The following is a 22,786-nucleotide window of genomic DNA, read 5'->3' as shown; positions in this document are numbered from 1 at the left end:
CCACACCCCTTTCCCCGGAGACACCACCCATGCCCACCACAGTCCCCGCCGAGCTCACCGCCGAGCACTTCGGCCGCGCCAGCGACCGCCTGGTCGCCAAGATGCTGGCCGAACTGTGCTTCGAGTACGCGCTGCGCCCCGTCCCCGACGGCCCGGGAGGGGCCGCGCCGCAGGCGCCCGTCGAGGGCGGGGCGCACCGGTGGCGCGCCCCCGTCGCCCCCGGTGCCGTCTACCTCTTCGAGGGCCGACGCACCACCATGGACGGCTGGCTCGTGCACCCCGGCACGGCCCGGCGCGAGGCCGCCGACGGATCCGTCACCCCCGCCTCGCCCTTCACACTCCTGCGCGACCTGGGTTCGGCCGGGCTCATCGACCCGGCGGTGGAGGCCTTCACCGTGGGGGAGCTGACCGCCACCCTCAGCGCCGACTGCCGACTGGCCCAGAGCCGCACCGGCGCCGCCGAGCTGGCCGAACTCCCCCACGCCGAGCTGGAGGGCCACCAGAGCGGACACCCGTGGATCTTCGCCAACAAGGGCCGGGTCGGTTTCTCCGGCCGCGACCGGGCACAGTTCCCGCCCGAGGCCCGCCGTCCCCTGCGCCTGCCGTGGATCGCCGTGCACCGCTCCCTCGCCGAGCACCACGGCGTCCCCGGCCTGGACCAGGACGCCCTGATCGCACGGGAACTGGACCCCGCCGAGGTACGGCGGTTCACCGGGAGCCTCGACCGGGGCCGCCCCCAGGGCACACCCGCCGCGGAGTACGTGTGGCTGCCGGTCCACCCCTGGCAGTGGGACGAGGTGGTCGTGCCGCTGTTCGCCGCCGAACTCGCCGCCGGGCTCATCGTGCCCCTGGGCGAGGCCGACGACGACTACCTGCCCCAGCAGTCCATCCGCACCTTCACCAACCTCTCCCGACCCGACCGGCACAACGTCAAGGTGTCGCTGGCCATCCTCAACACGATGGTCTACCGGGGCATCCCCACCGAGCTGTGCCGGGCCGCGCCCGCCAGCACCCGGTGGGTACGCGCCCTGCACTCGGGGGACGCCTTCCTGTCCGAGCGCTGCCGGGTCATCCTGCCGGGCGAGGTCGCCGCCGTGGCCGTGCGCCACCCGGTCCTGGAGGACATCCCCGACGCCCCCTACCGGCACCGGCAGCTGCTGGGCGCGCTGTGGCGCGAACCCGTCACCGCCCAGCTGGACGAAGGGGAGCGGGCCCGCACCCTGGCGGTGCTGCTGCACGTGGACGGCCAGGGGCGGGCCTTCACCGCCGAACTCGTCCAGCGCTCCGGGTTGGCGGCCGAGGAGTGGCTGCGCGCCCTCTTCGCGGCGGTCCTGCCACCCGTACTGCACCTGCTCTACCGCTACGGGCTGGCGTTCAACCCGCACGGCGAGAACGCCATCGTGGTCTTCGACGGCCGCGACCGGCCCGCGCGGCTGGCGGTCAAGGACTTCGTCGACGACATGAAGCTGCTGGACACCGACCTGCCCGAGTACGCCTCCCTGCCCCGCGAGGCGCTGGGTGTGCTCATGCGCTTCGACGCCGCCGAGCTGACCTCCTCGGTCGCCAAGTCCCTGCTGGTCGGGCACTTCCGGTACCTGGCGCCGCTGCTCCAGGACCACCTGGGGGTGGCCGAGGAGCGCTTCTGGGAACTGGTCCGCGCCGAGGTGCTGCGCTACCAGGAGGAGTTCCCGGAGCTGGCCGAGCGCTTCACGCTGTTCGACCTGCTCGCCCCCGAGTTCGAGCGGGTCTGCCTGAACCGGGAGCGGCTGCTGGGCGGCGGCTACCACGACCGCGCCGAACGCGACGCCGAGTTCCACCTGGACGCGCCGGCGATCCCCAACCCGCTGTACCGACCCGCCCGGGAGGCCGCCGCGTGAGTGACCTGATCGGCGACGGCCTGCCGCCCCTGACCGAGACCCTGCCGCCCTCCCCTCCCCCGCCGCCCTTCCCGGTCCCCCTGGACCGGCTGGACGCCGACGCCGCCTCGGGCGCGATCACCGACGTGATCGTCGCCCTGCCCGACGTACAGGGACGGGTCCAGGGCAGCAGGGTGCGCCCGGGCGACTTCACCGACCGGATCGTCCGGGACGGCTTCGGGGCCTGCCTGTACCTGCTGGCCACCGACGTGGAGATGGAGGCGCGGCCGGGGTACGCCACCGACCCGTGGGGCGGCGGTCTGGGCGACTTCGACATCGTGCCCGACCTGTCCACCCTCCGGTACCTGCCCTGGGACCCGGGGACGGCACTCGTCCTGGGCGACGCGCACGGCGCCGACGGGGCGCCCGTGGCCGTCGCGCCCCGCCAGGTGCTCCGGACCCAGCTGGACCGGCTCGCCGAACGCGGATGGCGGGCCCTGGCCGGAACCGAACTGGAGTTCCTGGTGTTCCGGGACGACTACCAGAGCGCGTTCGAGTCGCATTACCGCGGCCTGACCCCGGCCACGCGGTTCAACTCCGACTACGCGGTGCCCGAGGTCACCGAGATCGACCCGCTCATGCGGCGCATCCGCACCGCGATGGAGCGCACCGGCATGACGGTGGAGTCGGCGCGCGGGGAGTGCCATCCGGGCCAGTACGAGATCGTGTTCCGCTACGACGACGCCCTGCGCGCCTGCGACAACCACGTCGTGTACAAGGCGGGTGCCCGGGCGCTGGCCACCCAGGCCGGGGTGGCGCTGACCTTCATGGCCAAGTACGACGAGGGCGAGGGCAACTCCTGCCACGTGCACCTGTCCCTGCGCGACGAGGCCGGCGACCCGGTCTTCGCCGACGACGGGACGGGCCGGTACGGGATGTCGAGGTACATGGAGCACTTCGTGGCGGGCCAGCTCGCCTGCATGCGGGACTTCGCGCTGATGTACGCCCCGAACGTGAACTCGTTCAAACGGCTGTCCCCGCAGGCCTACGCGCCCAGCGGCATCGCCTGGGGTCTGGACAACCGGACCTGCCCGGTGCGGGTGGTGGGCTCGGGGGAGTCGGCGCGGATCGAGTTCCGGGTGCCTGGCGGCGACGCCAACCCCTACCTGGCGGTGGCGGCGATCGTCGCCTCGGGGCTGTACGGCGTCGAGCAGGAGCTTGCGCTGCCCGAACCGACGGCGGGCAACGCCTTCGACCAGGAGACGCCCCGGCTGTCGGCCTCCCTGGAGGAGGCGGTGCTGGCGTGGGAGGGCAGTGAGATCGCCCGCGCCTGCTTCGGGCCGGACGTGGTGCGGCACTACGCCGCCGCGGGGCGCGCCGAGCTGGCGGCGTTCTCGGCCACGGTCACCGACTTCGAGCGCCGCCGCCACTTCGAACGGGGCTGAGGGACCCGCCCGTTCCCGCCGGGGACCGTCCCGGCGGGAACGGCCGCCTCACGCGACCGCCGCGTCCACCGCCCCCTGGACACGACGGCGCAGGATCGCGCTGTCGGCCCGCGTCGTACACACCTCCACGACGCGCAGACCCTCGCCCAGGAGCGCCTTGGGCAGGTCGGTGGCCCACTCCACGCGGGTGTAGGGCAGGTCCGCCACGGCGGCCACCCGCTCCATCGACACCCCGTGCGGGGTCCCGAAGACCCGCTCGAAGTCGGGGTGGCCCGCCTGCTCCAGCCCCGAGAAGATCCCGCCCCCGTCGTTGTTGACCACGACCACCGCCAGGTCCGGGCGCGGCTCACCGGGACCGATGATCAGGCCGTTCTGGTCGTGCAGCACCGCCAGGTCGCCGAGCAGGGCGTAGGAGCGCCCCCCGCCCTCGGCCTGGTGGGCCAGGGCCGCCCCGACCGCCGTCGACACCGTCCCGTCGATCCCGCTCACACCCCGGTTGCCCAACAGGCGCACCCCGCAGCGGGCCGCCATCGTGGCGTCGAGGTCGCGGATGGGCATGCTGGACCCGGCGAACAGCAGCGAACCGGCACCCAGCTGGGAAACCAGGTCACGGGCCAGACGCGGTTCGGAGAGCGCCTCGTCGGCGTCCAGCACCCCGTCGACCGCGGCCCGGGCGGCGGCCTCCGCGCGCGCCCACTCCCGGGACCACCCGGTACGCCGCGGGCCTTCCGGGGCCGCCCCGGCCGGCGGTGCGACCGAGGCCACCACGTCGGTGGCGGTCCGGGCGGGGTCGGAGAAGTCGTTGGCCAGGCTCGCCGCGGGGTCCCCCACCGCGCCCGCGGTCACCACCACGTGCCGTTCGGCGCTGCGCAGGAAGGCCAGGATCTGTCGGGAGAGGTTGGGGCGGCCCACGCTCACGACCAGCTCGGGGGCGTGCGCGGCGGTGAAGCCGGGCGAGGCCAGCAGCTGGCGGTAGGTGGAGACCGCTCCGGCCCGGCGGGCGTTGGAGGTGGGTTCGGCGAGCAGGGGCCAGCCGGTCAGCTCGGCCAGGGCCAGGAAGGGCACCGGATCGTAGTCGCCGTCACCGCACACGATGACGCCCCGCTCCACGTCGGGCAGGGTGAGCGGAGCGGGCTCGGCGGTGTGCCCGGGCCGGGAGATCCACGGCCGACCGTCCGGCCGACCGTCCAGGGGGGCCGTCCAGGTCGGGGCGTGAGCGGTCTCGTCCGGGGTGAGCGGCTCACGGAAGGCGACGTTGAGGTGGACCGGGCCGGGACGGCCGCCGACGGCCGCCGCCCAGGCGCGGCAGCTCAGGGAACGCCAGTACGCCACCATCCCCGGGGCGGGGTCGGGGGTGCCGACCTCGGTGAACATGCGCACCGCGGCGCCGTACAGGCCGATCTGGTCCGCGGTCTGGTTGGCCCCGGTGCCCCGCAGCTCCGGCGGCCGGTCCGCGGTGAGCACCAGCAGCGGGACCGCGCTCTCGTCGGCCTCCATCACCGCCGGGTGGAAGTTGGCGGCCGCCGTCCCGGAGGTGCACACCACCGCCACCGGCCGACGCGAGGCCCGGGCCAGCCCCAGGGCGAGGAAGGAGGCGGAACGCTCGTCCACCCGCACGTGGACCCGGATCCCGGGGTGGGCGACCAGGGCCAGCGCCAGTGGGGTCGAGCGCGACCCGGGCGCGACGACGGCCTCGGCCAGCCCGCAGCGGGCCAGTTCGTCGACGAGGACCCGCGCCAGGGCGGTAGACGGATTCATCAAAGTCTTTCGTTCGTCAGGGTATGTACCAGTATCACCATGCGATGCGACCCGACCGCACGGCCCCGGGACCTTCCAGTGAACCCCGTTCGGCGCTGAACAGCGAATGAATCCGGCTGTGATCTCCTGCCCATCCGCCCGGTCGCACGTCACCGCGGCCCGGGCGGCTCCGCTCCCTCGGCCCGGGCCCGCTCGGCCCGCGCACGCCAGGCTCCCGGGTCGACCTCGACCGACCGCAGCGCCCCCTCGTCCACGACCGCCGGGCGTACCGGCAGGAAGCCGCCCTCGGGCAGCAGCGGCTCGGCCGTGACATCGGCGGTCAGCATCTGCATGGTCGCCAGGCCGCAGGCGTAGGGGAGCTCGGGCAGGGCGGCCGCCAGGGCCACACCCGCGGACAGCCCCACCGACGTCTCCACGGCGCTGGAGACCACCACCGGCAGACCGCAGGCCTCGGCGACCCGCAGCGCGGCGCGCACGCCGCCCAGCGGCTGGACCTTGAGCACCACGATGTCCGCGGCACCGGAGGCGCGTACCCGCAGGGGGTCCTCCGCCCGCCGGACGGACTCGTCAGCGGCGACCGGAACGTCCACTCGGCGGCGGACCGCGGCCAGCTCGTCCAGGGTCGCGCAGGGCTGCTCCACGTACTCCAGCCCGAACCGGTCCAGCTCGCGGGTCATCCGCACGGCGGTGTCCACGTCCCAGGCACCGTTGGCGTCCACCCGCACCCGGCCCGAGGGGCCGATCGCGGCGCGGACCGCCTCGAGGCGGGCGACGTCCGCACGCCAGTCCTGCCCCCGCTCGGCCACCTTGACCTTGGCCGTGGCGCAACCGCCGGCCGCCACGATCCGCGCGGCGCGCCCGGGGTCCACCGCGGGCACGGTCACGTTGACCGGGACACGGTCGCGCAACGGCTCGGGCCACCCCAGGTGGGCCGCCTCATGGCAGGCCGCCCACCAGCGGGAGGCCTCGCGCGGCCCGTACTCGGCGAAGGGCGAGAACTCGCCCCACCCGGCGGGGCCGCGCACCAGCAGGCCCTCACGGACCGTGACGCCCCGGAAACGGTTGCGCAGGCCGATCGCGAAGGCCCGCCCCCCGGCGGGCGCCCCCGCCGGGTCGGGCTCCGAGGTCCCGGTCACGGGCGGCGCGGGAACTTGTCGAACTCGGGGCTGCGCTTCTCCTTGAAGGCGTCCCGGCCCTCCTGCGCCTCCTCGCTCATGTAGTAGAGCATCGTGGCGTCACCGGCGAACTGCTGCATCCCGGCGGCCCCGTCGCTCACCGCGTTGATCGCGCCCTTGACCATGCGCAGTGCCAGCGGGGACTTCTCCAGCATCTCCCGGGCCCACTGCACGGTCTCCTTCTCCAGGTCCGCCAGCGGCACGACGGTGTTGACCATGCCCATGTCCAGCGCCTCCTGGGCGCTGTACTGGCGGCACAGGTACCAGATCTCGCGGGCCTTCTTCAGACCCACGGTCTCGGCCAGCAGCCAGGAACCGTAGCCGCCGTCGAAGGAACCGACCTTGGGGCCGGTCTGCCCGAACTTGGCGTTGTCGGCCGCGATGGTCAGGTCGCAGCAGACCTGGAGCACGTTGCCGCCGCCGATGGACCAGCCCGCGACCATGCAGATCACCGGCTTGGGCAGGCGGCGGATCTGCACCTGGAGGTCGAGTACGTTGAGGCGGCCGATGCCCTGCTGGGCGACGGCGTCGTCACCGATGTAGCCGTCGTCGCCACGGATCTTCTGGTCACCGCCGGAGCAGAAGGCCTGGTCGCCGGCTCCGGTGAAGATGATCACACCGACACCCGAGTCGTCCCGGGCGATGTTGAACGCCGTCTGGAGCTCGAACAGCGTCTGGGGACGGAAGGCGTTGTGCCGCTCTGGGCGGTTGATCGTGATCTTGGCGATGCCCTCCGCGGTCTCGTAGATGATGTCGGAATACTCGCCCGACCGCTGCCAGTCGATCACGCTGCTCACGGCTTCTACTTCTCCTCACGGGGATGGGGACGGTGCGGACGCCCGCGGGCGTCGTGACCGCCGCGTCCAAGCGTCAACCCTACGCATTCTGCCAGGCGGGCCGGTACGGACGGGCACACCCCCGGCCCCGACCCCGTGGAACGGGCCGCTTCCCGCCCGGCGTACGCTGGGGCACCGTGGCACAAGCGAGCGAACACCGGTCCCAGGCCCCCTCCCCCGAGGACGGGCGCGCCCTCCAGGCAGTACGCGGCCTGGCCCCCGAACACCTGAACCGGCTGCTCGCGGCCGCGTTGGACGGCACCGGCCCCGCCCTGCTGCCCGTCCCGGACGGCACCCCCGACTCCCGGACCGCCGAACTCCTCGCCGCCATGCGCCCCTCCTCGTTGCGCACACCCGAGGGAATCACCGCCCTCGACGGCGGTGTCCCGGCGGACCCCGGCACGGCGCTGGTCGTCACCACCTCCGGCTCCACCGGCCGGCCCAAGGGCGTGGAGCTGTCCGCGGACGCGCTGCGGGCCTCCGCCCTCGCCTCCGTGGCCCGGATCGGCGCCCGCCCCGGTGACGCCTGGCTGTGCGTCCTGCCCGCCGGGCACATCTCCGGCATCCAGGTGATGATGCGGGCGCTGGTCACCGGGACCGAGGCCGTGCACGCGGCCTTCGACACCGACACCCTCATGGAGTCGGCGCGCCGACTGCGCCCGCACGTGTCCCTGGTGCCCACCCAGTTGCGCCGCCTGCTGGCCGCGGGCGCCGACCTGTCGGTTTTCGGCACGATCCTGCTCGGGGGCGCGGCGGCCGAGCCCGCGCTGCTGGCGGCGGCCCGGGCCGCGGGCGGCCGTGTCGTGACCACCTACGGGATGAGCGAGACCTGCGGCGGGTGCGTCTACGACGGATCCCCCCTGGACGGGACCCTGGTCCGGATCGCCGGCTCCGCAAGCGGCGGGTCCGGGCGTGTCCTGCTCAGCGGCCCGACACTGCTCACCGGCTACCGGCTGCCCCCGGGCGCGGCGGTGGAGGACGCCTGGGCCGCGAACGACGACGAGGCGGGGCTGGCCCTGGACGGCGCCGGACGGCGCTGGCTGCACACCAACGACCTGGGCCGGGTGGACGCCGACGGCCGCCTGCACGTCCTCGGCAGGATGGACGAGGTGGTCAACACCGGCGGCCACAAGGTGGTCCCCGGCCAGGTGAACGCCATCGTCTCCGAACACCCCGCCGTCGCGGAGTCCGTGGTGGTGGGCCGCCCGGACCCCGAGTGGGGCGAGCGGGTGACCGCGGTCGTGGTCCCCGCCGACCCGCAGGATCCGCCGACGCTGGAGGGGTTGCGCGAGCGGGTGCGCGAACGGCTGCCGTCCTACGCCGCCCCCAGGGAGCTGGACCTGCGTCCCGCCCTGCCGATGCTGGCCTCCGGCAAGCCGGACCTGGTGGCGCTGCGCCGACCGGCCGTTTGAGGGCCCGCGGCCCGGTCCCGCCCCCGCACCGCCCCTGGAGCAAAGCGGCGTTTACCGGTGCGGTCCGCACACGTGGGACCCTGACCGCAGCGGGTGCCGTTCCCAGAGCCGTCGGCACCTGCCGGTACCGGCGAGGCCCGGGGGCACCCCCTGTTCTCCGGCGGCCCCGCGGGCACGGCCCCGGGTGGGCCTGTCCGGAAAGCGGGGAACTTACCGAACCTCCCTGGCGTCTACCTGAGTATCCGGTTTCTTCGGCCCCTCTTCCAAGGAGGTCCGCGGTTGGCGGCAGCCATCGGTCCACGCGTCCGCTCCCCTGCGCCCTCCCCAGTGTCCGGAACGCCTGCCGCACAGCGGTCCGGGCGCCGAAGCCGAGCGCGTTCCTTTACCCGCACGGATCAGCATTCCGCCACTCATGGCACAGTGATCTATACCACCCTCGCCGATATCCAATCGAGACGGGGAACATTTGACTCTCCGACACGTTGGACATATTGGCGCGTCCAGTCGGCGGTAACCCTCCGCCACGTGCCACATGTCCTGGAAGGGAGGGAGGTGCCCACATGACGAGCACTGCCCTGGCCGCTTCGAGCCACGAGGCCGACGCCCCCGTCGGCGGCGCTCCGGACGAGGACCGCACCGCCAACGTGGCCCTGGCCGACCTGATCGCCCAGGGGCGCGCTCAGGGACACCTGTCCCTCTCCGAACTACGTACCGCTTTCTCCGCGGCCGGGGTCACCTCCAGTGACGGCCGCTCCATCCTGCGTGAACTCACCGAGAACGGGGTCCGACTCGCCAACGGGGGCGAGGACTCCGCGATGGTGGCCGACTCTGACGCCGAGGACGACGTGCTGGAAAACACTCTCATCGCGACGGTGCCCGACACCGACGAGGTACCCCAGGCCACATCCGGCAAGGTCGCACCGCACAAGGGCCCCTCCACCCGGAGGAAGGCCCGCTCGACGCGGCGCACCAAGAAGGCCGAGACCACCCAGGCCGCCACCGATCCGGAAACCGGTGAGGCCGACCTCGACGACCAGTCACCCGCCATGGGCGACTCGGTCCACACCTACCTCAAGGCCATCGGGCGGCGTCAGCTGCTCACCGCCGAGCAGGAGGTCGACCTGGCCAAGCGGGTCGAGGCCGGGCTCTACGCCGAGTACCGGCTCGGGCTGCACGGCGAGGTCGACGAGACCGTCGAGATGGCCGACGTCGAGCGCGAGGAGCTCGAATGGGTGGCCGAGGACGGCCGCAAGGCCAAGTCGCACATGCTCGAAGCCAACCTCCGCCTGGTCGTGTCCGTGGCCAAGAAGTACAGCGACCGCGGCATGTCACTGCTGGACGTGGTCCAGGAGGGCAACCTCGGCCTGATCCGCGCCGTGGAGAAGTTCGACTACACCAAGGGCTTCAAGTTCTCCACCTACGCCATGTGGTGGATCCGCCAGGCCATCCAGCGCGGGTTCGCCGACTCCGCGCGCACCATCCGCCTGCCCGTGCACGTGCTGGAGCTGCTCAGCAAGGTGAGCCGCCTGGAGCGCGACATGCACCAGGCCCTGGGGCGTGAGCCCACGCCCGAGGAGCTGGCGCTGGAGCTGGACAAGACCCCGACCCAGATCGAGGAGCTGCTGCGGGTCACCCGCCAGCCGATCAGCCTCGACTCGACCATCGGTGAGGACGGCGAGACCCGCATCGGCGACCTGATCGAGGACGTGGACGCCTCGGAGGCCTCCGAGGTGGTCGACCGCCAGCTCATGGCCGACCAGCTGCGCAACGCGCTGTCGGACCTGGAGCCGCGTGAGGCGACCATCATGTCCCTCCGGTTCGGGCTGATGGACGGACGGCCGCGGACCCTCGACGAGATCGGCAAGCACCTGGGGCTCACCCGGGAGCGGATCCGGCAGCTGGAGAAGCAGTCGCTGTCCAAGCTTCGCCACCCCAGCCGCGCCCAGCAGCTGTTGGACTTCGCCAGCTAGGGACCGGCGGACGCGACGCCACGGTAGGGAGCCGTTCCCCGCGGGGAGCGGCTCCACCGCTGTGCGGGGCCGGGCGCGGGGTCAGGGGGAACCCCGGTTTTCCCCTGGTATCACCCGCCGTCACTGTCCCCTCCCCGCCACCGGTGCGACCATGGACAGATGACGAACAACCCCCCGCGGCAGCGGGAAGAGATCGCCGCAGCCCTGCGGGCCAGCCGTGAACTGGGCCCGGAGTACGACGAGGCGGTGGCCGCCTCCCTCGTCGAACGCGTCGACGACACCATCGAGGAACGCGTCAAACACCACGTGGCGCGCCAGACGGGCGCCAACGAGGCCGAGGGCCGCCGGGGGCTGCCCGCAAACAACGTGCGGATGGTGCTGTCCCTGGTCTGCCTCGGCATCAGCATCCCCTCGACCGCGATCGGCGCCGCGATGGCGGGCGCGGGCGGGATGTTCATCGTCTGGGCGGGGCTGATCGCCTTCTACCTGATCTCCGTGAGCGGCCTGCGCCGTTGAGCCGGGAGCGGCCGGGACGGGGCTGACGGGACACCGCCAGGGCTCCGGGAGCACCGCCGAACGGCCGCCCCCGCGGACGGAACCACGGGGTCCGCCCCCGCCCGGATCAGCCCTCCAGCGCGGCGCGCAGGATCTCCACGGCCTCCTCGTGGTCCAGCCCCACCCGGGTGATGACCTCGGCGTAGGCCCTGGCCGCGGCAAGGGCCTCGGCCCGCTGGTCGTCCCCGGCAGCGGCCACGAAGGTCCCGGAGCGACCCCGCGTCTCCACCACCCCGGCCTGTTCGAGTTCCCGGTACGCGCGGGCGACGGTGTTCACCGCGACCGAGAGCTGGCCCGCCAGCGCACGAACCGTGGGGAGCCGGTACCCGACCGGCAGGTCCCCGTTGGCCGCCGCGATCGCGACGACGGCCCTGATCTGTTCGTAGGGCGGTACCTTCGACGTTGGATCAATGCGGATGAAATCCGCCATGTCCTTCTTCGCTCCCCACGTGACTTGCCGGTTCTCCGCCCGGAGTCCGGGCGGGTACCAAACCTACGCCCACCCGTCGCCCACCACCAACCGTTCCTCAAAGCCGAACACGAGTTGCACGTGCTCAGCGGAACGCCCCGAACGGTCTTGGGCGTCCTGGTCCACCGCGTTCGGTCCGCGTCCGGCCCCATCGGATCGTGTCCGTGGTCCGGGTACGCGGGGGCGGTCTCCCTCACGCCCCCGGCCACGTGGTCCGGCCTGGACGGTCCGAGGCCCGCACCCATCGCTCTGGTGGGTGCGGGGCGGTGCCGTCCGTCGCCGGATCGCGTGCCCCAGGGCGCGCCTACCGATCGCCACCGCAGCGGCGGCGTGTCGGGAAGTCTTGCGTTTGGTGCTGGTGGTGGATTTCTGCCAGTGCTGGGCGCCCCACATCGAGGTGTAGGCCGGATCAACGGCGATCACACCTATACCGGACTCCGCGCACATACTCAACAGACGGGCCTTGAGCTTGCCGGTAGGGATGCCGGAGACGAGCTGCCGGAACCGCTTCCTGCGGCCGTGCTTCTCCCGACTCCTGGTATCGCTGAAGTCAAGGTCCTCGATCGCGATGGCCCGCACACCGCAGTCCCCTACCCAGTGCAGGAGACGGGTGAGAGCGTGCCGGAGCTGGGCGTCACGGTGAGAGGCGTTGCCGGACAGGTCGTAGTCGAAGCGACGCGGGCCGCCCATCGGGTTGCCATGGGTGTCCAGCCGGTAGGCGGCCAGGTGATCGACGTTGGTGTCCACACCGATCACACCCTGGGCCCGCAAAGCGTCCAGCGGAACGATGGGCAGGTCCTTGCGGGTCCACGAGGCATCGAGATACCAGCGCCCGCGGTCCACATCCAGGTGGATGCGGTAGGCCACGGCCCGGTTCGCTTCGACGCGGTCGCGCCACTCCTGGCCCCGGTGCGGGAAGGAGGCCGTCGCGGCCAGCACGTACCGGCCATAGCGGGTATTGGCCAGGTCAGCGAGCGGAGCGGGTAGCTTGATGCTGATCTCACCGTCGACGGTGATGCGGATCGTCTCGTTGCCGTGACGCTTTCCGGACTCGCCGTCAGCGGCCAGGAACCAACGGGATGCCTCCCACCGCTGGCGCCAGGCGTCCTCGCTGAGCTGCGCGGCTTCGAGGTTGTGCCGGGCTGTGAGCAGCCGCCGTCCGCCACGCACGACAGAGACCTTCCCGGATTCGCGCTCAGCGCGCACGCGCTCATGACGGTCTTCGAGGATCGCTAGGCGTCGGGTTTTGTGGAACCACTCGGGCTCGGAGCGGTAGCCGCCTGCCTTGCCCCGACTGCCCTTCTGACCGATCGGGAGCGACAGGCGGTACCGCAGGGTGCGGATACCGGCCTCCAGCGACTGCAGGTGTGCGTGCTGGGCGCGGCGGGACAGCCCCCACTGGTCGTGGGTGGCCTTGGTGACCGATCCGGCCCACCGCGAGGACGAGGCGGCCGTCAGCTCCCGCTTGCGCTCGGCCCAGGTGTGGGCGGAGTGGTCCAGACCGTCACGGCACCTGCGGGCCATATCAGCACAGGCGAGGCCTCCCATGTGCTCGCCAACCAGACGCAGGATCTTCTCGTCCTCGGATGTGAGGCCCTTGAGACGGTCGCGTATCGACACCCCCGAGGGGCCCTCGGCGACGAAGGGGCGGGCGATCTCCCGCAGGGTCTTACGCTTCTCGACCATGCTCGGCGGCCTCCGCCTCTACACGGACCACTCGGTGACCGGTCTTGGCCGCCTACTCCGTCAGATTCACACCGTGACCATAGCGCAACTAAAAATCATGTCCTGCACACTTGTGCACACCGAATCAACGAAAGGTTGCCACCACCAACCTCCAACCGACAGCCCCTCTTCTGCGCGATCCTGCTACCAGGGGCGAAATCGGCGCCGATTTCGCCCCTGGTAGCAGGATCATCGGGGATGGGCGTGTTCGAGAAGCAGCGACACGACCGGACACGCGGAGAAGCCCCACGGGGCGGACCCGTGGGGCTCAGGAGGGGCCGGTGGTCACCCGACCGGGCGGGGCACCCCCGGAATACCGTGCAACCGGTGGGTCTCCCGGGCGGTGAGCAGCCGCTCGGCGACCTGGGTGGCCTGCTTGACCTCGGGCCGGGCCAGGCGCTTACGGCGCTGGATACGGTCACCGTAGCCCTTGGCCCCGACCAGGACGCGCTCCTGCGCGTAGGCGGCGCGCATCGCCTCGGTCAGCGCCTCGTCCAGCTCCACGCCGCGGTCGTGGATCTCCTCGACCGGGGCGCCCCTGTCCCGCGCCTCGTCCAAGGCCCGCTCGGCCTCGGCCACCGACCTCAGGAACAGGGGCAGGCGCTCGGCCAGCTCCCGGTCCCGGGCGAGGTGTGTCCGCGCCTTAGTCCTGTCCTGCTTGGCAAGTCGCATGTGCGCTCTCCGTGGGGAGTACCGTCAGCCGTGTCGAGGCAACCCTATGGGTGACGTAGATCATCTGGCGAGCCGGGCCGTGAGTCGGTGCTGGCGCCGCGCCGACGCAACTGCCAGCTTTACACCGTCGGCCCCCATGTCCCCCGGAAGGCAGCAGAGTGAGCAGGAACTACGCCGGTCTCAGCCGTGAACGCATCATCGTCGAGGCCCTCCACATCATCGCCGGGCGAGGGCTGGGCGGTCTGTCCATGCGCCGCCTGGGCGACGCCCTGGACGTGGAGGCCATGGCGATCTACCACCACTTCCCCAGGGGCAAGGAGCAGCTGTTCAACGCGATCGCCGCCTACGTCACCACGGCGCGCGTGGTCAGCGGGCTGACCGAGGGGCAGGGCCCGCCCGAGGAGGAGGAACCGGGTTCGGAGGAGGCCCCGGCGGAGGCGGCCGAAGCCGACGACCGCCCCTGGGACGAGCGCCTGACCACCTGGGCCGAGGCCTACCGCACCCGCCTGCTCACCTACTCCGGAGCGCTGTCCCTGCTGATGCACCGCGCACCGCACACCCTGGGCGAGGAGGACACGCGGGCCCTCCTGCACGCGGCCTTCACCGAGGCAGGCATGGCCGAGACGGACGTGCCCCGGGCCTGCGACGCCCTGCACTCCTACTGCCTGGGGTCGGTGGCCCACCAGGTCCGGCACCGGGGGCAGGAGGACTCGCCCGACGAGGCCGAAGCCCTGGCCCGGTTCCGTTTCGGTCTGCGCGCACTCCTCGGCGGGCTCTCCGGCTGACCGGGCCGGAGGTGCCACGGGGACGCCGCCGGGCCGGGGCCCGGCGGCCGGTCCGTCCTCCGTCCGGTCAGGCGAGCCCCCCGGCCCGCATCCGGACCCGTTCGGCGCGTAGTTCTCGGGCCTCGTCCGGGTCCAGCACCGGAGCCGCGGTCAACAACTGCCGCGTGTACTCACTACGCGGACTCTCATACACCGAGTCACTGTCCCCCATCTCCACCACCTCACCCTTACGCATAACCGCCACCCGATCACTCACCTGACGCACCACCGCCAGATCATGAGCCACGAAGATATACGTCAACCCGAAGTCGTCCTGCAACTCCGACAACAACCGCAACACCTGATCCTGCGTGGACACATCCAACGCCGACACCGGCTCATCACAGATAATCAGCTTCGGCTTGAGGATCAACGCCCGCGCAATAGCGATCCGCTGACGCTGACCCCCCGAGAACGCATGCGGGAACCGGTTGTAGTGGTGCGGCTCCAACCCCACCCGCTCCAACAACTCCTGCACCCGGGACCGCACCTTCCTACCGTCCCGCTCCCCCTGCACCTTCAACGCCGTACCGATGCTCTCCCCGATCGTCAACCGCGGATTCAACGACGAATACGGGTTCTGGAACACCATCTGCACGTGCTGACGCAACGGACGCAACTCCCGCTCACCCATGTGCGTGATATCGCGGCCCTCGAACTCCACCGACCCCTCGGTGGGCTCCAACAACCGCATGATCATCCGCGACAGGGTGCTCTTACCCGACCCCGACTCACCCACCACACCCAGGGTCTCCCCCTTGTGCAGATCAAAACTGACCCCGCGCACCGCCCAGAAATCAGACGCCCGACCCCACATACCACCACGCACCCGGAACCGCTGCGCCACATCCCGAACACGCAACAACGGCTCACCGGGCTCCTCCCCCAGGTCCGAGGCGGAAACGGAGGAGGTCCTCGCCCCGTCCGCGCGGTCCCGCTCCCGGTCGGCCCGGGCGGCCTCGGTCGCCCCCGCGGGCTCCGTCGAGCCGCCCGGGTCCCCGCCGGAGGCCCGCCGGTCCCGTTCGGCCCGGTCGGCGCGGTCCTGGGCGCGGCGCTCGGCCCGGGACATCTCCACCCGCGGCACCGCCGCCAACAGGGCCTGGGTGTAGGGGTGCTCGGGCTCGGAGAGCACCTTGCGCACCCCGCCCCGCTCCACGGCCTGGCCCTGCTTCATCACGATGACCTCGTCCACCGAACCGGCCACCACCGCCAGGTCGTGCGAGACCAGGATCAACGCCATGTCCAGCTCACGGCGCAACTCGTCCAACAGATCCAGGATCTGGGCCTGGACGGTGACGTCCAGGGCCGTGGTCGGCTCGTCCGCCAGCAGCACCTTGGGATCGCACATCAGACCCATCGCGATCAGCACGCGCTGGCGCATACCGCCCGAGAACTCGTGCGGGTAGGAGTTGATCCGGGCGGCGGGCTCGGGGATGCCCACCCGCTCCAGGGCCTCCACCGCCCGCTGCCGGGCGCGGGCCCGGGACACCTGCGGGCGATGCACCCGCAGCGCCTCGACCAGCTGGTTGCCGACCGTGTACTGCGGGTGCAGCGACTGCATGGGGTCCTGGAAGACCATCGCGATGTCGTTGCCGCGCATCGAACGCAGCTTCTTGTCGCTGACCGCCACCACGTCGGTGTCCACGACCTCGATGGCGCCGGTGATCCGGGCGCGGCTCCCCCGGTGCAGCCCCATCAGGGCCAACGAGGTCACACTCTTGCCCGAACCCGACTCACCCACGATGCCCAGGGCACCGCCCGCGGGCACCTCGAAGGAGAGGCCCTTCACCGCGTGGACGTCACCGTCCATCGTCGGGAAGGTCACCCGCAGGTTCTCCACGCGCACGACCGCACCGGAGGCGGCCTGGGGCGAAGGGGATTCGGTCATCGGGGACGCCTCTCTCAGTTGTGGATGCGCACACGCGGGTCGATGAGCGGGTACACCAGGTCCACGATCAGGTTGCAGATGACGATGAAGAACGCGCCGAACAGGGTCACGCCCAGAATCACCGGCAGGTCGCTCTGGGTGATGGCCTGGACCGCGTACCGGCCGATCCCGTTGAGGGAGAACACCTGTTCCGTCAGGACGGCGCCGCCCAGCACCAGGCCCAGGTCCAGACCGAAGATCGTGACGATGGGGGTCAGGGTGGGGCGCAGCGCGTGTTTGAGCACGACCTTGTGCTCGCCCAGGCCCTTGGCCCGCGCGGTGCGGATGTAGTCCTCGTTCAGGGTCTCCAGCATCCCCGCCCGGGTCTGCCGCGCGTACATGGCAGCGTGCAGGAAGGCCAGGGTCAGCCACGGCAGGATCAGCCCCTGCGCCCAACCGAACGGATCCTCGGTGAAGGGCACGTAGCGCGGGGTGGTGAACAGCCCCCAGGCGTGGACCAGGAAGGCCAGGGTCAGCAGCCCGGTGAAGAAGATCGGCAGGGAGACCCCCGCCAGGGCCACCGCCATCGCCAGGCGGTCGAAGACGCTGCCCTTCCACACCGCGGAGACCACCCCCACCGCGATACCGCCGACCAGCCAGATGATCCCCGCCCCCAGGGCCAGCGAGGCCGTCACCGGCAGCCGGGCGACGATCTCGGGGAAGACCTCCTGGTAGGTCTGGAAGGAGTAGCCGAAGCAGGGTGCGGAGCACTCGATCGTGTCCCGGCCGAACTGGTACTGGGCGCCGAAGAAGATGCCCCGGACGAACTCCCAGAACTGCACGGCGATCGGCTGGTCCAGGCCCAGCCGTGTGATGGTGGCCTGGATCGCCTCCGGGGTGGGGGCCCGCCCCACGTACATCGTGGCGAGCTGCTCGGTGGTCCGGCCCGCCCACCTGGGCACCACGTAGAAGATGGCGAAGGTGACCATGGTGACCACGGCCAGGAGCAGCAGACCGGCGCCCAGGCGGCGCAGGATGTAGGTCAGCAAGGCGCGTGCTTCCTGTCTTCGGTCGCACCTCGCGTGGCGCCGGTACGCCACGCCCGGCGGCGGGATGGGTGAGCCGACGGGTACCGCAACGGCGAACACCCGCCCAGAACGCACACAGTAACGCAGAGTACTGTCGCGATCACGCACATGGGGGCATGCGCGTCGAACCGCGCACCACCGGGATCCCGTACCCAGGGAGTCGTTCCCCGACCGGAGCCGGCAGCCGACACGGGGGATGACAGTGCCCTCGGCCCGTGGCATGGTGATCGGCAGTCCAGGCACGACCGTCCCGAACGAAGGACCCCCCTTGCTCCCCTCCTTTGTCCGTGTGCCCCTGCTGGGCGCGGCCCTGTCCGCCCTTCTCCTGTTCCCCGTACCGGCGGCCGCCGGTACGGCCCCCGCCGCGCCCGTGCCCTCGCACGCCGCGTGGATGGCCGGGGTGCCCGACGGCACCGGCCTGTCGGCCCTGTCCGTCCCCGGCACGCACGACAGCGGCGCCTGGCGCGGCACGGTGTGGTCACGCACCCAGGACCTGACGATCTCCGGGCAACTCGACTCCGGGGTGCGCTTCCTCGACGTGCGCACGCGCCACTACCGCGACTCCTTCCCCATCCACCACGGTTCGGAGTACCTGCACCTGAACTTCACCGACGTGGTCCGCGACGTCAGCGCCTTCCTGGCGCAGAACCCGACCGAGACGGTGCTGGTGCGGATGAAGAAGGAGCACACCGAGGAGGAGAACACCCGCAGTTACGAACAGACCCTGAACCACTACATCGAGGAGAACCCCGACACCCGGGGCCTCCTGGCCGAGCACCTGTGGGTGCCGCCGCGGCAGGGCGGCTCCTACGTGCCCGACCTGGGCGAGGTCCGGGGCCGCATCGTCATCGTCCAGGACTTCTCCGCCGCACGCGACTACGGGATCCGCTGGAACGGCCCCTCGGTCGACCTCCAGGACGACTACCGGGTGCCCACGCTCTTCGACATCCCCGCCAAGTGGGAGAAGGCCCGCGAGCACCTGGACGCGGCCGCCGCGGGCCCGGACGGCGTCCTGTACGTCAACCACCTGAGCGGCAGCGGGGCGCCGTGGGCCAACCCGCGCGAGGTCGCCTGGGGCGCGCTGGGCATCAGCGGTGTCAACGACCGCGCCACCGGCCACCTGCGCGACTCCCGGGCGCCCCGCACGGGAGTCGTGGTCATGGACTTCCCCAGCCAGGAGCTGACCGACCTGGTCCTGGCGCACAACCCGGGGGTGTAGGCGCCGTCCCACGGGCCCCGTGGGACGCCCCGTGCCCCGGGTCAGGTACCCGGGGGCAGTGACCGGAGGACCCCGCCCCGAGAGGGGCGGAAGCCGGTCACTGCCCCGCGGCAGACGCCGCTCTGCCCGCTGTCCGCTAGTTCTCCGTGGTCCCCAGGGCCATGTAGTCGTACATCGAGTAACCCGCGTGGTAATAGACGTTGGTCAGGTTCGCGGGCCGGTAGAGGACCGTCCGTTCGAACACGGCCGGCAGGATCGCGGCCTGCTCCATCGCCCGCTGGTCGATCCGGGTGTAGATCGAGGCGCGCTCGTCGGCGTCCTCCACGGAGACGACCTCGTCGAACCACTCGTTGATCTGCTCGTCGTCCAGCTCGGCGATGTTGGTGTTCCCGGCGTCCTGGATGGCGTCGCCGTCCAGGATCTTGCTCATGAACCCGTAACCGCTGGCCCAGTCCGGCGCCCAGCCGTACACGGTCAGGCCCAGGTCGTTCTCGTGCACGAAGGCGGGCGAGCCGGCCTGGGTGTTGGTGTAGGTGTCCGAGGGGTACTGCTTGATCTCCGTCTCGATGCCCACCCGGGCCAGGGCCTGCTGGATCGCCTCGGCGGTGCTCACGTCAGCGGGACGGTCGGCGCGTGCGCCGATGGAGGTGGAGAAGCCGTCCGGCTCGCCGCACTCCTCCAGCTTCTCCCGGGCCATGTCCAGGTCGCCCTTGTCGTCCTCGGAGGGGTAGGGGTCGATGCTCGGGTCCGCGCCGGGCAGCGATCCGGGCATGATCTGGGTGGCGATGTCACCGCCGGTGTCGCCGCCCCAGGCGCGTTGGAGCGCGTCCCGGTCGGCCGCGTACATGACGGCCTGGCGGCAGGCCAGGTCGTCGAGCGGCTCGACGACGGTGTTGACGTTGAGGTAGCGCAGGGTGCTGGTCTGCGGGTTGTCGACGTTGTGGCGCTGGCCCTCGTCGGTGATCAGGGTGCCCTTCATCGCCGGTCCGACGCCGGTACCGCCGAGGTCGACGTCGAGTTCGCCGTTGACGAGCCGCTGGTCGATCTCGTTCTGGTCGACGCCCAACTGCACCTCGATGCGGTCCGGCAGGGCCCTGCGGGTGGGGTCGGTGGAGGCGTCCCACTCCTCGTTGCGCTCCAGGTTCAGCGAGACCCCGGGGCGGTACTCGCCGTCGAACTTGTAGGGCCCCGAGGAGACCACCTGGCTCTGGTACTGCTCGCCCCGGTCGGCCTCGGCGGGCACCGGCGCGGTCTGCGGCTGGATGAGCACGTAGGGGAACTCCGAGAAGCTCTTGTTCAGGTGGAAGACCAGTGTGTGGTCGTCGGGTGTCTCGATACCGTCGAACCCGTCCAGCGGGTCCTCCGCCTCCCCGTAGGGCCCTTCGTAGTCCTCGCTGTCGGCCAGCAGGTTCTGGAAGTACTTGGGGCCGTTGGGCAGTGCCTGGTCGCCGAAGTTGCTGCGCGCGATGGCGTACTTGATGTCCTGCGCGGTGATCTCCGAGCCGTCCTCGTAACGCAGCCCCTGCTTGATGCGGACGGTCCACTCGGTGGAGTCCTCGTTGGCCTCGGGCATCTCCTCGGCGAGGTCGGGTTGGAGTTCGATGCCCTGTTCGCCGGGGGCCTGCCTGTAGGTGAGCAGGGTGCGCGCGTAGTAGCGGGAGAAGTTCCAGCTGAACGCGTAGTAGGTGTTGCCCGGGTCGGGTGAGTCGAAGTCGGCCGAGATGGCGTAGCGCAGGGTGCCGCCGGTCTCGTCGGAGGGGTTGACGACCGTCGTCTCCCCCTCGTTGAACTCGGCGTCGGACTCCCCTGCGCCGCCACCGCCGCCACCGCCGCCGCAGGCGGCCAGCAGCAGCACCATGGCGGTTGCGGCGGCTGCCGGAGCTGCGCGGCGGTGGAGTGTGCCGCGCCGCTCCGGCGGCTCCTGACGCGTGGAGTGATGGGTGGTCACCTTGGCCTCCTGGTCGGTTTCGCTGGTGGGGACGTGCGGTGCACGGCCCGGCGGGTGGCTGATCGGGGCGGCTGGGCAGGGGGCGCCGAACGGGCCGGACGGGCCGTGCCCTCAGTCGGAGGAGCGCGGGTCGAAGGCGTCACGGAGTCCGTCACCGAAGAGGTTGAAAGCGAGGACGGTGACGAAGATGGCCAGGCCGGGGATGATCACGAAGTGCGGCGAGGTGGTGTAGAAGCGCAGCGCGCTCTCCAACATGCCGCCCCAGGTCGCCATGGGCGGGTTGATGCCCACGCCGAGGAAGCTCAGTGCCGCCTCGAAGAGGATGTTCGTGGGGATGAGCAGGGTGGAGTAGACGAGGATCGGGGTGATCAGGTTGGGCAGGATCTCGCGGAAGACGATGTGGGCGCTGCCCGCGCCGAGGCTGCGTGCGGCCTCGACGAACTCGCGTTCCTTGAGGGTGAGGGTCTGGCCCCGCACGATGCGTCCGATGTAGGGCCAGTTGAAGAAGCCGATGATGAACACCAGGACGCCGATGCGCAGGTTGTTCCCGGACAGGCCGAAGGCCCCGTCGGGGATGACGCCGACCAGGGCGATGGCGAAGAGCAGCAGCGGGAAGGCCAGGAAGATGTCCATGGCCCGGCTGATGACCACGTCGACCCAGCCGCCGAAGTAACCGGCGAGGATGCCCAGGACGGTACCGATGACCACGCACACCACTGTGGCGACGGTGGCGACGAGCAGCGAGGTCTGGGCGCCGTGGACGATTCGGCTGAACAGGTCGCGGCCGTTGACCGGTTCGACGCCCAGGAGGTGCTGTGCGCTGATGCCGCCCCAGGGGTCCAGGCCCTGGGCCGGGTCGTCGGGGTCGCGCAGGACCCCTCCGGTGAGCGGGTCGATCAGTGCCTGGTTGAACTGGTTGGGCGGGTAACCGAACCAGGACGTGAGCAGGGGTGCCAGGAACGCGACCAGGATGAGCAGGAGGACCACGATCCCGCCGGTCATCCCGACCTTGTCCCTGCGGAAGCGCTGCCAGGCGATCTGGCGGAGGGACCTGTTGGCGGCGCCCCTGGCCCCAGCGGCGACCGCTTCCGGCTCGGCGTGCTGGGACGACTCGGGGACGTCCATCGGCGTGGTCATGTGCCCCTGCACCCCGCCCTCTCTGTTTGTGACTACATCACTACGCAGAGTTTGCACGAGGGGGGAGGGGGTTTCCAGCGTCCGCGCCGACCGGCTGACGGCCGAGACCCGGTAACGGAACCGGCGGGGGACCCGTGTGTCGCGGCCCGCCGGCCGGGTCCCCCGCCCCGGACCAGGGCGGGGAACACGTAGAACGGTCCACAACACACCGGAGAAGAATTCTGTGTTCGGATCCGAACGGGTCCCGGTTCCCGAGGAACCCCAGACCCACACGAACCATCAGGAATTCCGCCAGTGGTGAAGGGTTGAATTACCGTTCGGAAAAGGCCGGTGCGCCGCCCGTGGGCTGCGCACCGCGTCCGGAGGGCGGCCCGGGAACGACCCCGGCCGCTGCCGTCAGGTCATGCAGTTGTTGCCGTCCCAGCGCAGGTACGTGGCCGAGGCCCAGCGGCCCGAGCCCAATTGCCGGAAACCGTTGGTGGTGCTCTGGGTCGCGAGGGTGTAGGACCCCTGGGACAGCCAACCCACGATGCCGTAGTTGGTCCCGGGGCCGCTCCGCACGTTCAGGCCGCCGTTGGCGGTCACCTTGTAACGGCACCACACCTGCTGGGCGGAGACGTCCTCGGCGGGAGCGACGGCCGCGGTCCCGGCCTGGGGGGCCGCGGGGGCGGTCACGGCCTGGGCGGGCGCGGCCGCCAACAGCGCACCGCCGAACACGGCCGCGGCGGCCAGGGCCAGGGAACGGGAAACGGGACCGGCTTTCCTGTTTCGCAAGGGAACATCCTCCAGTTGGAGTTGAGGGAAGCACCTCGGCCGAGGGGGACGACATC

18 protein-coding genes are annotated in these 22,786 nt (G+C 71.4%); 7 read left to right on the top strand and 11 right to left on the bottom strand.

Going from position 1 to position 22,786, the window contains the following annotated elements; translation table 11 throughout:
* Nucleotides 1-29 precede the first annotated feature (29 nt).
* Nucleotides 30-1,877, top strand: a complete 1,848-nt coding sequence (locus AC0VYD_RS11755; protein ID WP_475479904.1) for an IucA/IucC family protein — start codon at nucleotides 30-32, stop codon at nucleotides 1,875-1,877.
* Nucleotides 1,874-3,301, top strand: coding sequence for a glutamine synthetase family protein (locus AC0VYD_RS11750; RefSeq protein WP_475479903.1), 1,428 nt, complete (start codon nucleotides 1,874-1,876; stop codon nucleotides 3,299-3,301). The genes AC0VYD_RS11755 and AC0VYD_RS11750 overlap by 4 nt, the downstream gene beginning before the upstream one ends.
* Nucleotides 3,302-3,349: 48 nt before the next feature.
* Here the strand turns inward: AC0VYD_RS11750 and menD are convergent, their stop codons facing one another.
* The 3 genes from menD to menB all read right to left on the bottom strand — a co-directional run bounded on the left by menD (nucleotide 3,350) and on the right by menB (nucleotide 7,031).
* Complete coding sequence (menD, locus tag AC0VYD_RS11745) at nucleotides 3,350-5,059, bottom strand: 2-succinyl-5-enolpyruvyl-6-hydroxy-3-cyclohexene-1-carboxylic-acid synthase (RefSeq protein WP_475479902.1); 1,710 nt, start codon at nucleotides 5,057-5,059, stop codon at nucleotides 3,350-3,352.
* Between the two features lie 149 nt (nucleotides 5,060-5,208).
* Nucleotides 5,209-6,195 carry an o-succinylbenzoate synthase gene (locus AC0VYD_RS11740; protein WP_475479901.1) on the bottom strand — a complete coding sequence of 329 codons (987 nt, stop codon included), beginning with the start codon at nucleotides 6,193-6,195 and terminating at the stop codon, nucleotides 5,209-5,211.
* Entirely contained in the window at nucleotides 6,192-7,031 is an 840-nt protein-coding gene (gene menB, locus AC0VYD_RS11735; RefSeq protein WP_191270728.1) for a 1,4-dihydroxy-2-naphthoyl-CoA synthase, read from the bottom strand. The genes AC0VYD_RS11740 and menB overlap by 4 nt, the downstream gene beginning before the upstream one ends.
* A 176-nt stretch (nucleotides 7,032-7,207) precedes the next feature.
* Between menB and AC0VYD_RS11730 the strand changes: the two genes are divergently transcribed.
* The 3 genes from AC0VYD_RS11730 to AC0VYD_RS11720 all read left to right on the top strand — a co-directional run bounded on the left by AC0VYD_RS11730 (nucleotide 7,208) and on the right by AC0VYD_RS11720 (nucleotide 10,968).
* Nucleotides 7,208-8,482, top strand: coding sequence for an AMP-binding protein (locus AC0VYD_RS11730; RefSeq protein ID WP_475479900.1), 1,275 nt, complete (start codon nucleotides 7,208-7,210; stop codon nucleotides 8,480-8,482).
* A gap of 560 nt (nucleotides 8,483-9,042) precedes the next feature.
* Complete coding sequence (locus AC0VYD_RS11725; RefSeq protein WP_475479899.1) at nucleotides 9,043-10,452, top strand: RNA polymerase sigma factor; 1,410 nt, start codon at nucleotides 9,043-9,045, stop codon at nucleotides 10,450-10,452.
* 159 nt (nucleotides 10,453-10,611) lie between these two features.
* Nucleotides 10,612-10,968 carry a hypothetical protein gene (locus tag AC0VYD_RS11720; RefSeq protein WP_475479898.1) on the top strand — a complete coding sequence of 119 codons (357 nt, stop codon included), beginning with the start codon at nucleotides 10,612-10,614 and terminating at the stop codon, nucleotides 10,966-10,968.
* A gap of 106 nt (nucleotides 10,969-11,074) precedes the next feature.
* Here AC0VYD_RS11720 and AC0VYD_RS11715 read toward each other — a convergent pair whose 3' ends face one another.
* From AC0VYD_RS11715 to AC0VYD_RS11705, 3 genes are all read right to left on the bottom strand, one after another.
* Nucleotides 11,075-11,437: a GntR family transcriptional regulator gene (locus tag AC0VYD_RS11715; RefSeq protein WP_191270737.1), complete on the bottom strand. Its 363-nt coding sequence runs from the start codon at nucleotides 11,435-11,437 to the stop codon at nucleotides 11,075-11,077.
* A 63-nt stretch (nucleotides 11,438-11,500) separates the two neighbouring features.
* Nucleotides 11,501-13,162 carry a nuclease/transposase family protein gene (locus tag AC0VYD_RS11710; protein WP_475479897.1) on the bottom strand — a complete coding sequence of 554 codons (1,662 nt, stop codon included), beginning with the start codon at nucleotides 13,160-13,162 and terminating at the stop codon, nucleotides 11,501-11,503.
* A 324-nt stretch (nucleotides 13,163-13,486) separates the two neighbouring features.
* Complete coding sequence (locus tag AC0VYD_RS11705; protein ID WP_475479896.1) at nucleotides 13,487-13,873, bottom strand: hypothetical protein; 387 nt, start codon at nucleotides 13,871-13,873, stop codon at nucleotides 13,487-13,489.
* A 158-nt stretch (nucleotides 13,874-14,031) separates the two neighbouring features.
* Between AC0VYD_RS11705 and AC0VYD_RS11700 the strand changes: the two genes are divergently transcribed.
* Complete coding sequence (locus AC0VYD_RS11700; RefSeq protein ID WP_475479895.1) at nucleotides 14,032-14,658, top strand: TetR/AcrR family transcriptional regulator; 627 nt, start codon at nucleotides 14,032-14,034, stop codon at nucleotides 14,656-14,658.
* A 67-nt stretch (nucleotides 14,659-14,725) separates the two neighbouring features.
* On the opposite strand, the gene AC0VYD_RS11695 is transcribed toward AC0VYD_RS11700, so the two are convergent.
* Complete coding sequence (locus tag AC0VYD_RS11695) at nucleotides 14,726-16,585, bottom strand: ABC transporter ATP-binding protein (protein WP_475479894.1); 1,860 nt, start codon at nucleotides 16,583-16,585, stop codon at nucleotides 14,726-14,728.
* A gap of 14 nt (nucleotides 16,586-16,599) precedes the next feature.
* A complete protein-coding gene (locus tag AC0VYD_RS11690; protein ID WP_475479893.1) occupies nucleotides 16,600-17,613 on the bottom strand; it encodes an ABC transporter permease in 1,014 nt (337 codons plus the stop codon).
* A gap of 307 nt (nucleotides 17,614-17,920) precedes the next feature.
* Here AC0VYD_RS11690 and AC0VYD_RS11685 point away from each other — a divergent pair, with 307 nt between their 5' ends.
* On the top strand, nucleotides 17,921-18,871 hold the full coding sequence (locus AC0VYD_RS11685) for a phosphatidylinositol-specific phospholipase C (RefSeq protein WP_475479892.1): 951 nt from the start codon (nucleotides 17,921-17,923) through the stop codon (nucleotides 18,869-18,871).
* Between the two features lie 136 nt (nucleotides 18,872-19,007).
* On the opposite strand, the gene AC0VYD_RS11680 is transcribed toward AC0VYD_RS11685, so the two are convergent.
* From AC0VYD_RS11680 to AC0VYD_RS11670, 3 genes are all read right to left on the bottom strand, one after another.
* Complete coding sequence (locus AC0VYD_RS11680) at nucleotides 19,008-20,819, bottom strand: ABC transporter substrate-binding protein (RefSeq protein ID WP_475479891.1); 1,812 nt, start codon at nucleotides 20,817-20,819, stop codon at nucleotides 19,008-19,010.
* Between the two features lie 111 nt (nucleotides 20,820-20,930).
* A complete protein-coding gene (locus AC0VYD_RS11675; protein ID WP_475479890.1) occupies nucleotides 20,931-21,956 on the bottom strand; it encodes an ABC transporter permease in 1,026 nt (341 codons plus the stop codon).
* A gap of 396 nt (nucleotides 21,957-22,352) precedes the next feature.
* Nucleotides 22,353-22,730 (bottom strand): hypothetical protein, encoded by a 378-nt coding sequence (locus tag AC0VYD_RS11670; RefSeq protein ID WP_475479889.1) that lies wholly within the window; start codon nucleotides 22,728-22,730, stop codon nucleotides 22,353-22,355.
* Nucleotides 22,731-22,786 lie beyond the last annotated feature (56 nt).

The organism is Nocardiopsis sp. iso_40 (genome assembly GCF_056173285.1).
The sequence above is the reverse complement of the archived record's forward strand: the minus strand, read 5'-3'. Positions and strand labels throughout refer to the sequence as shown.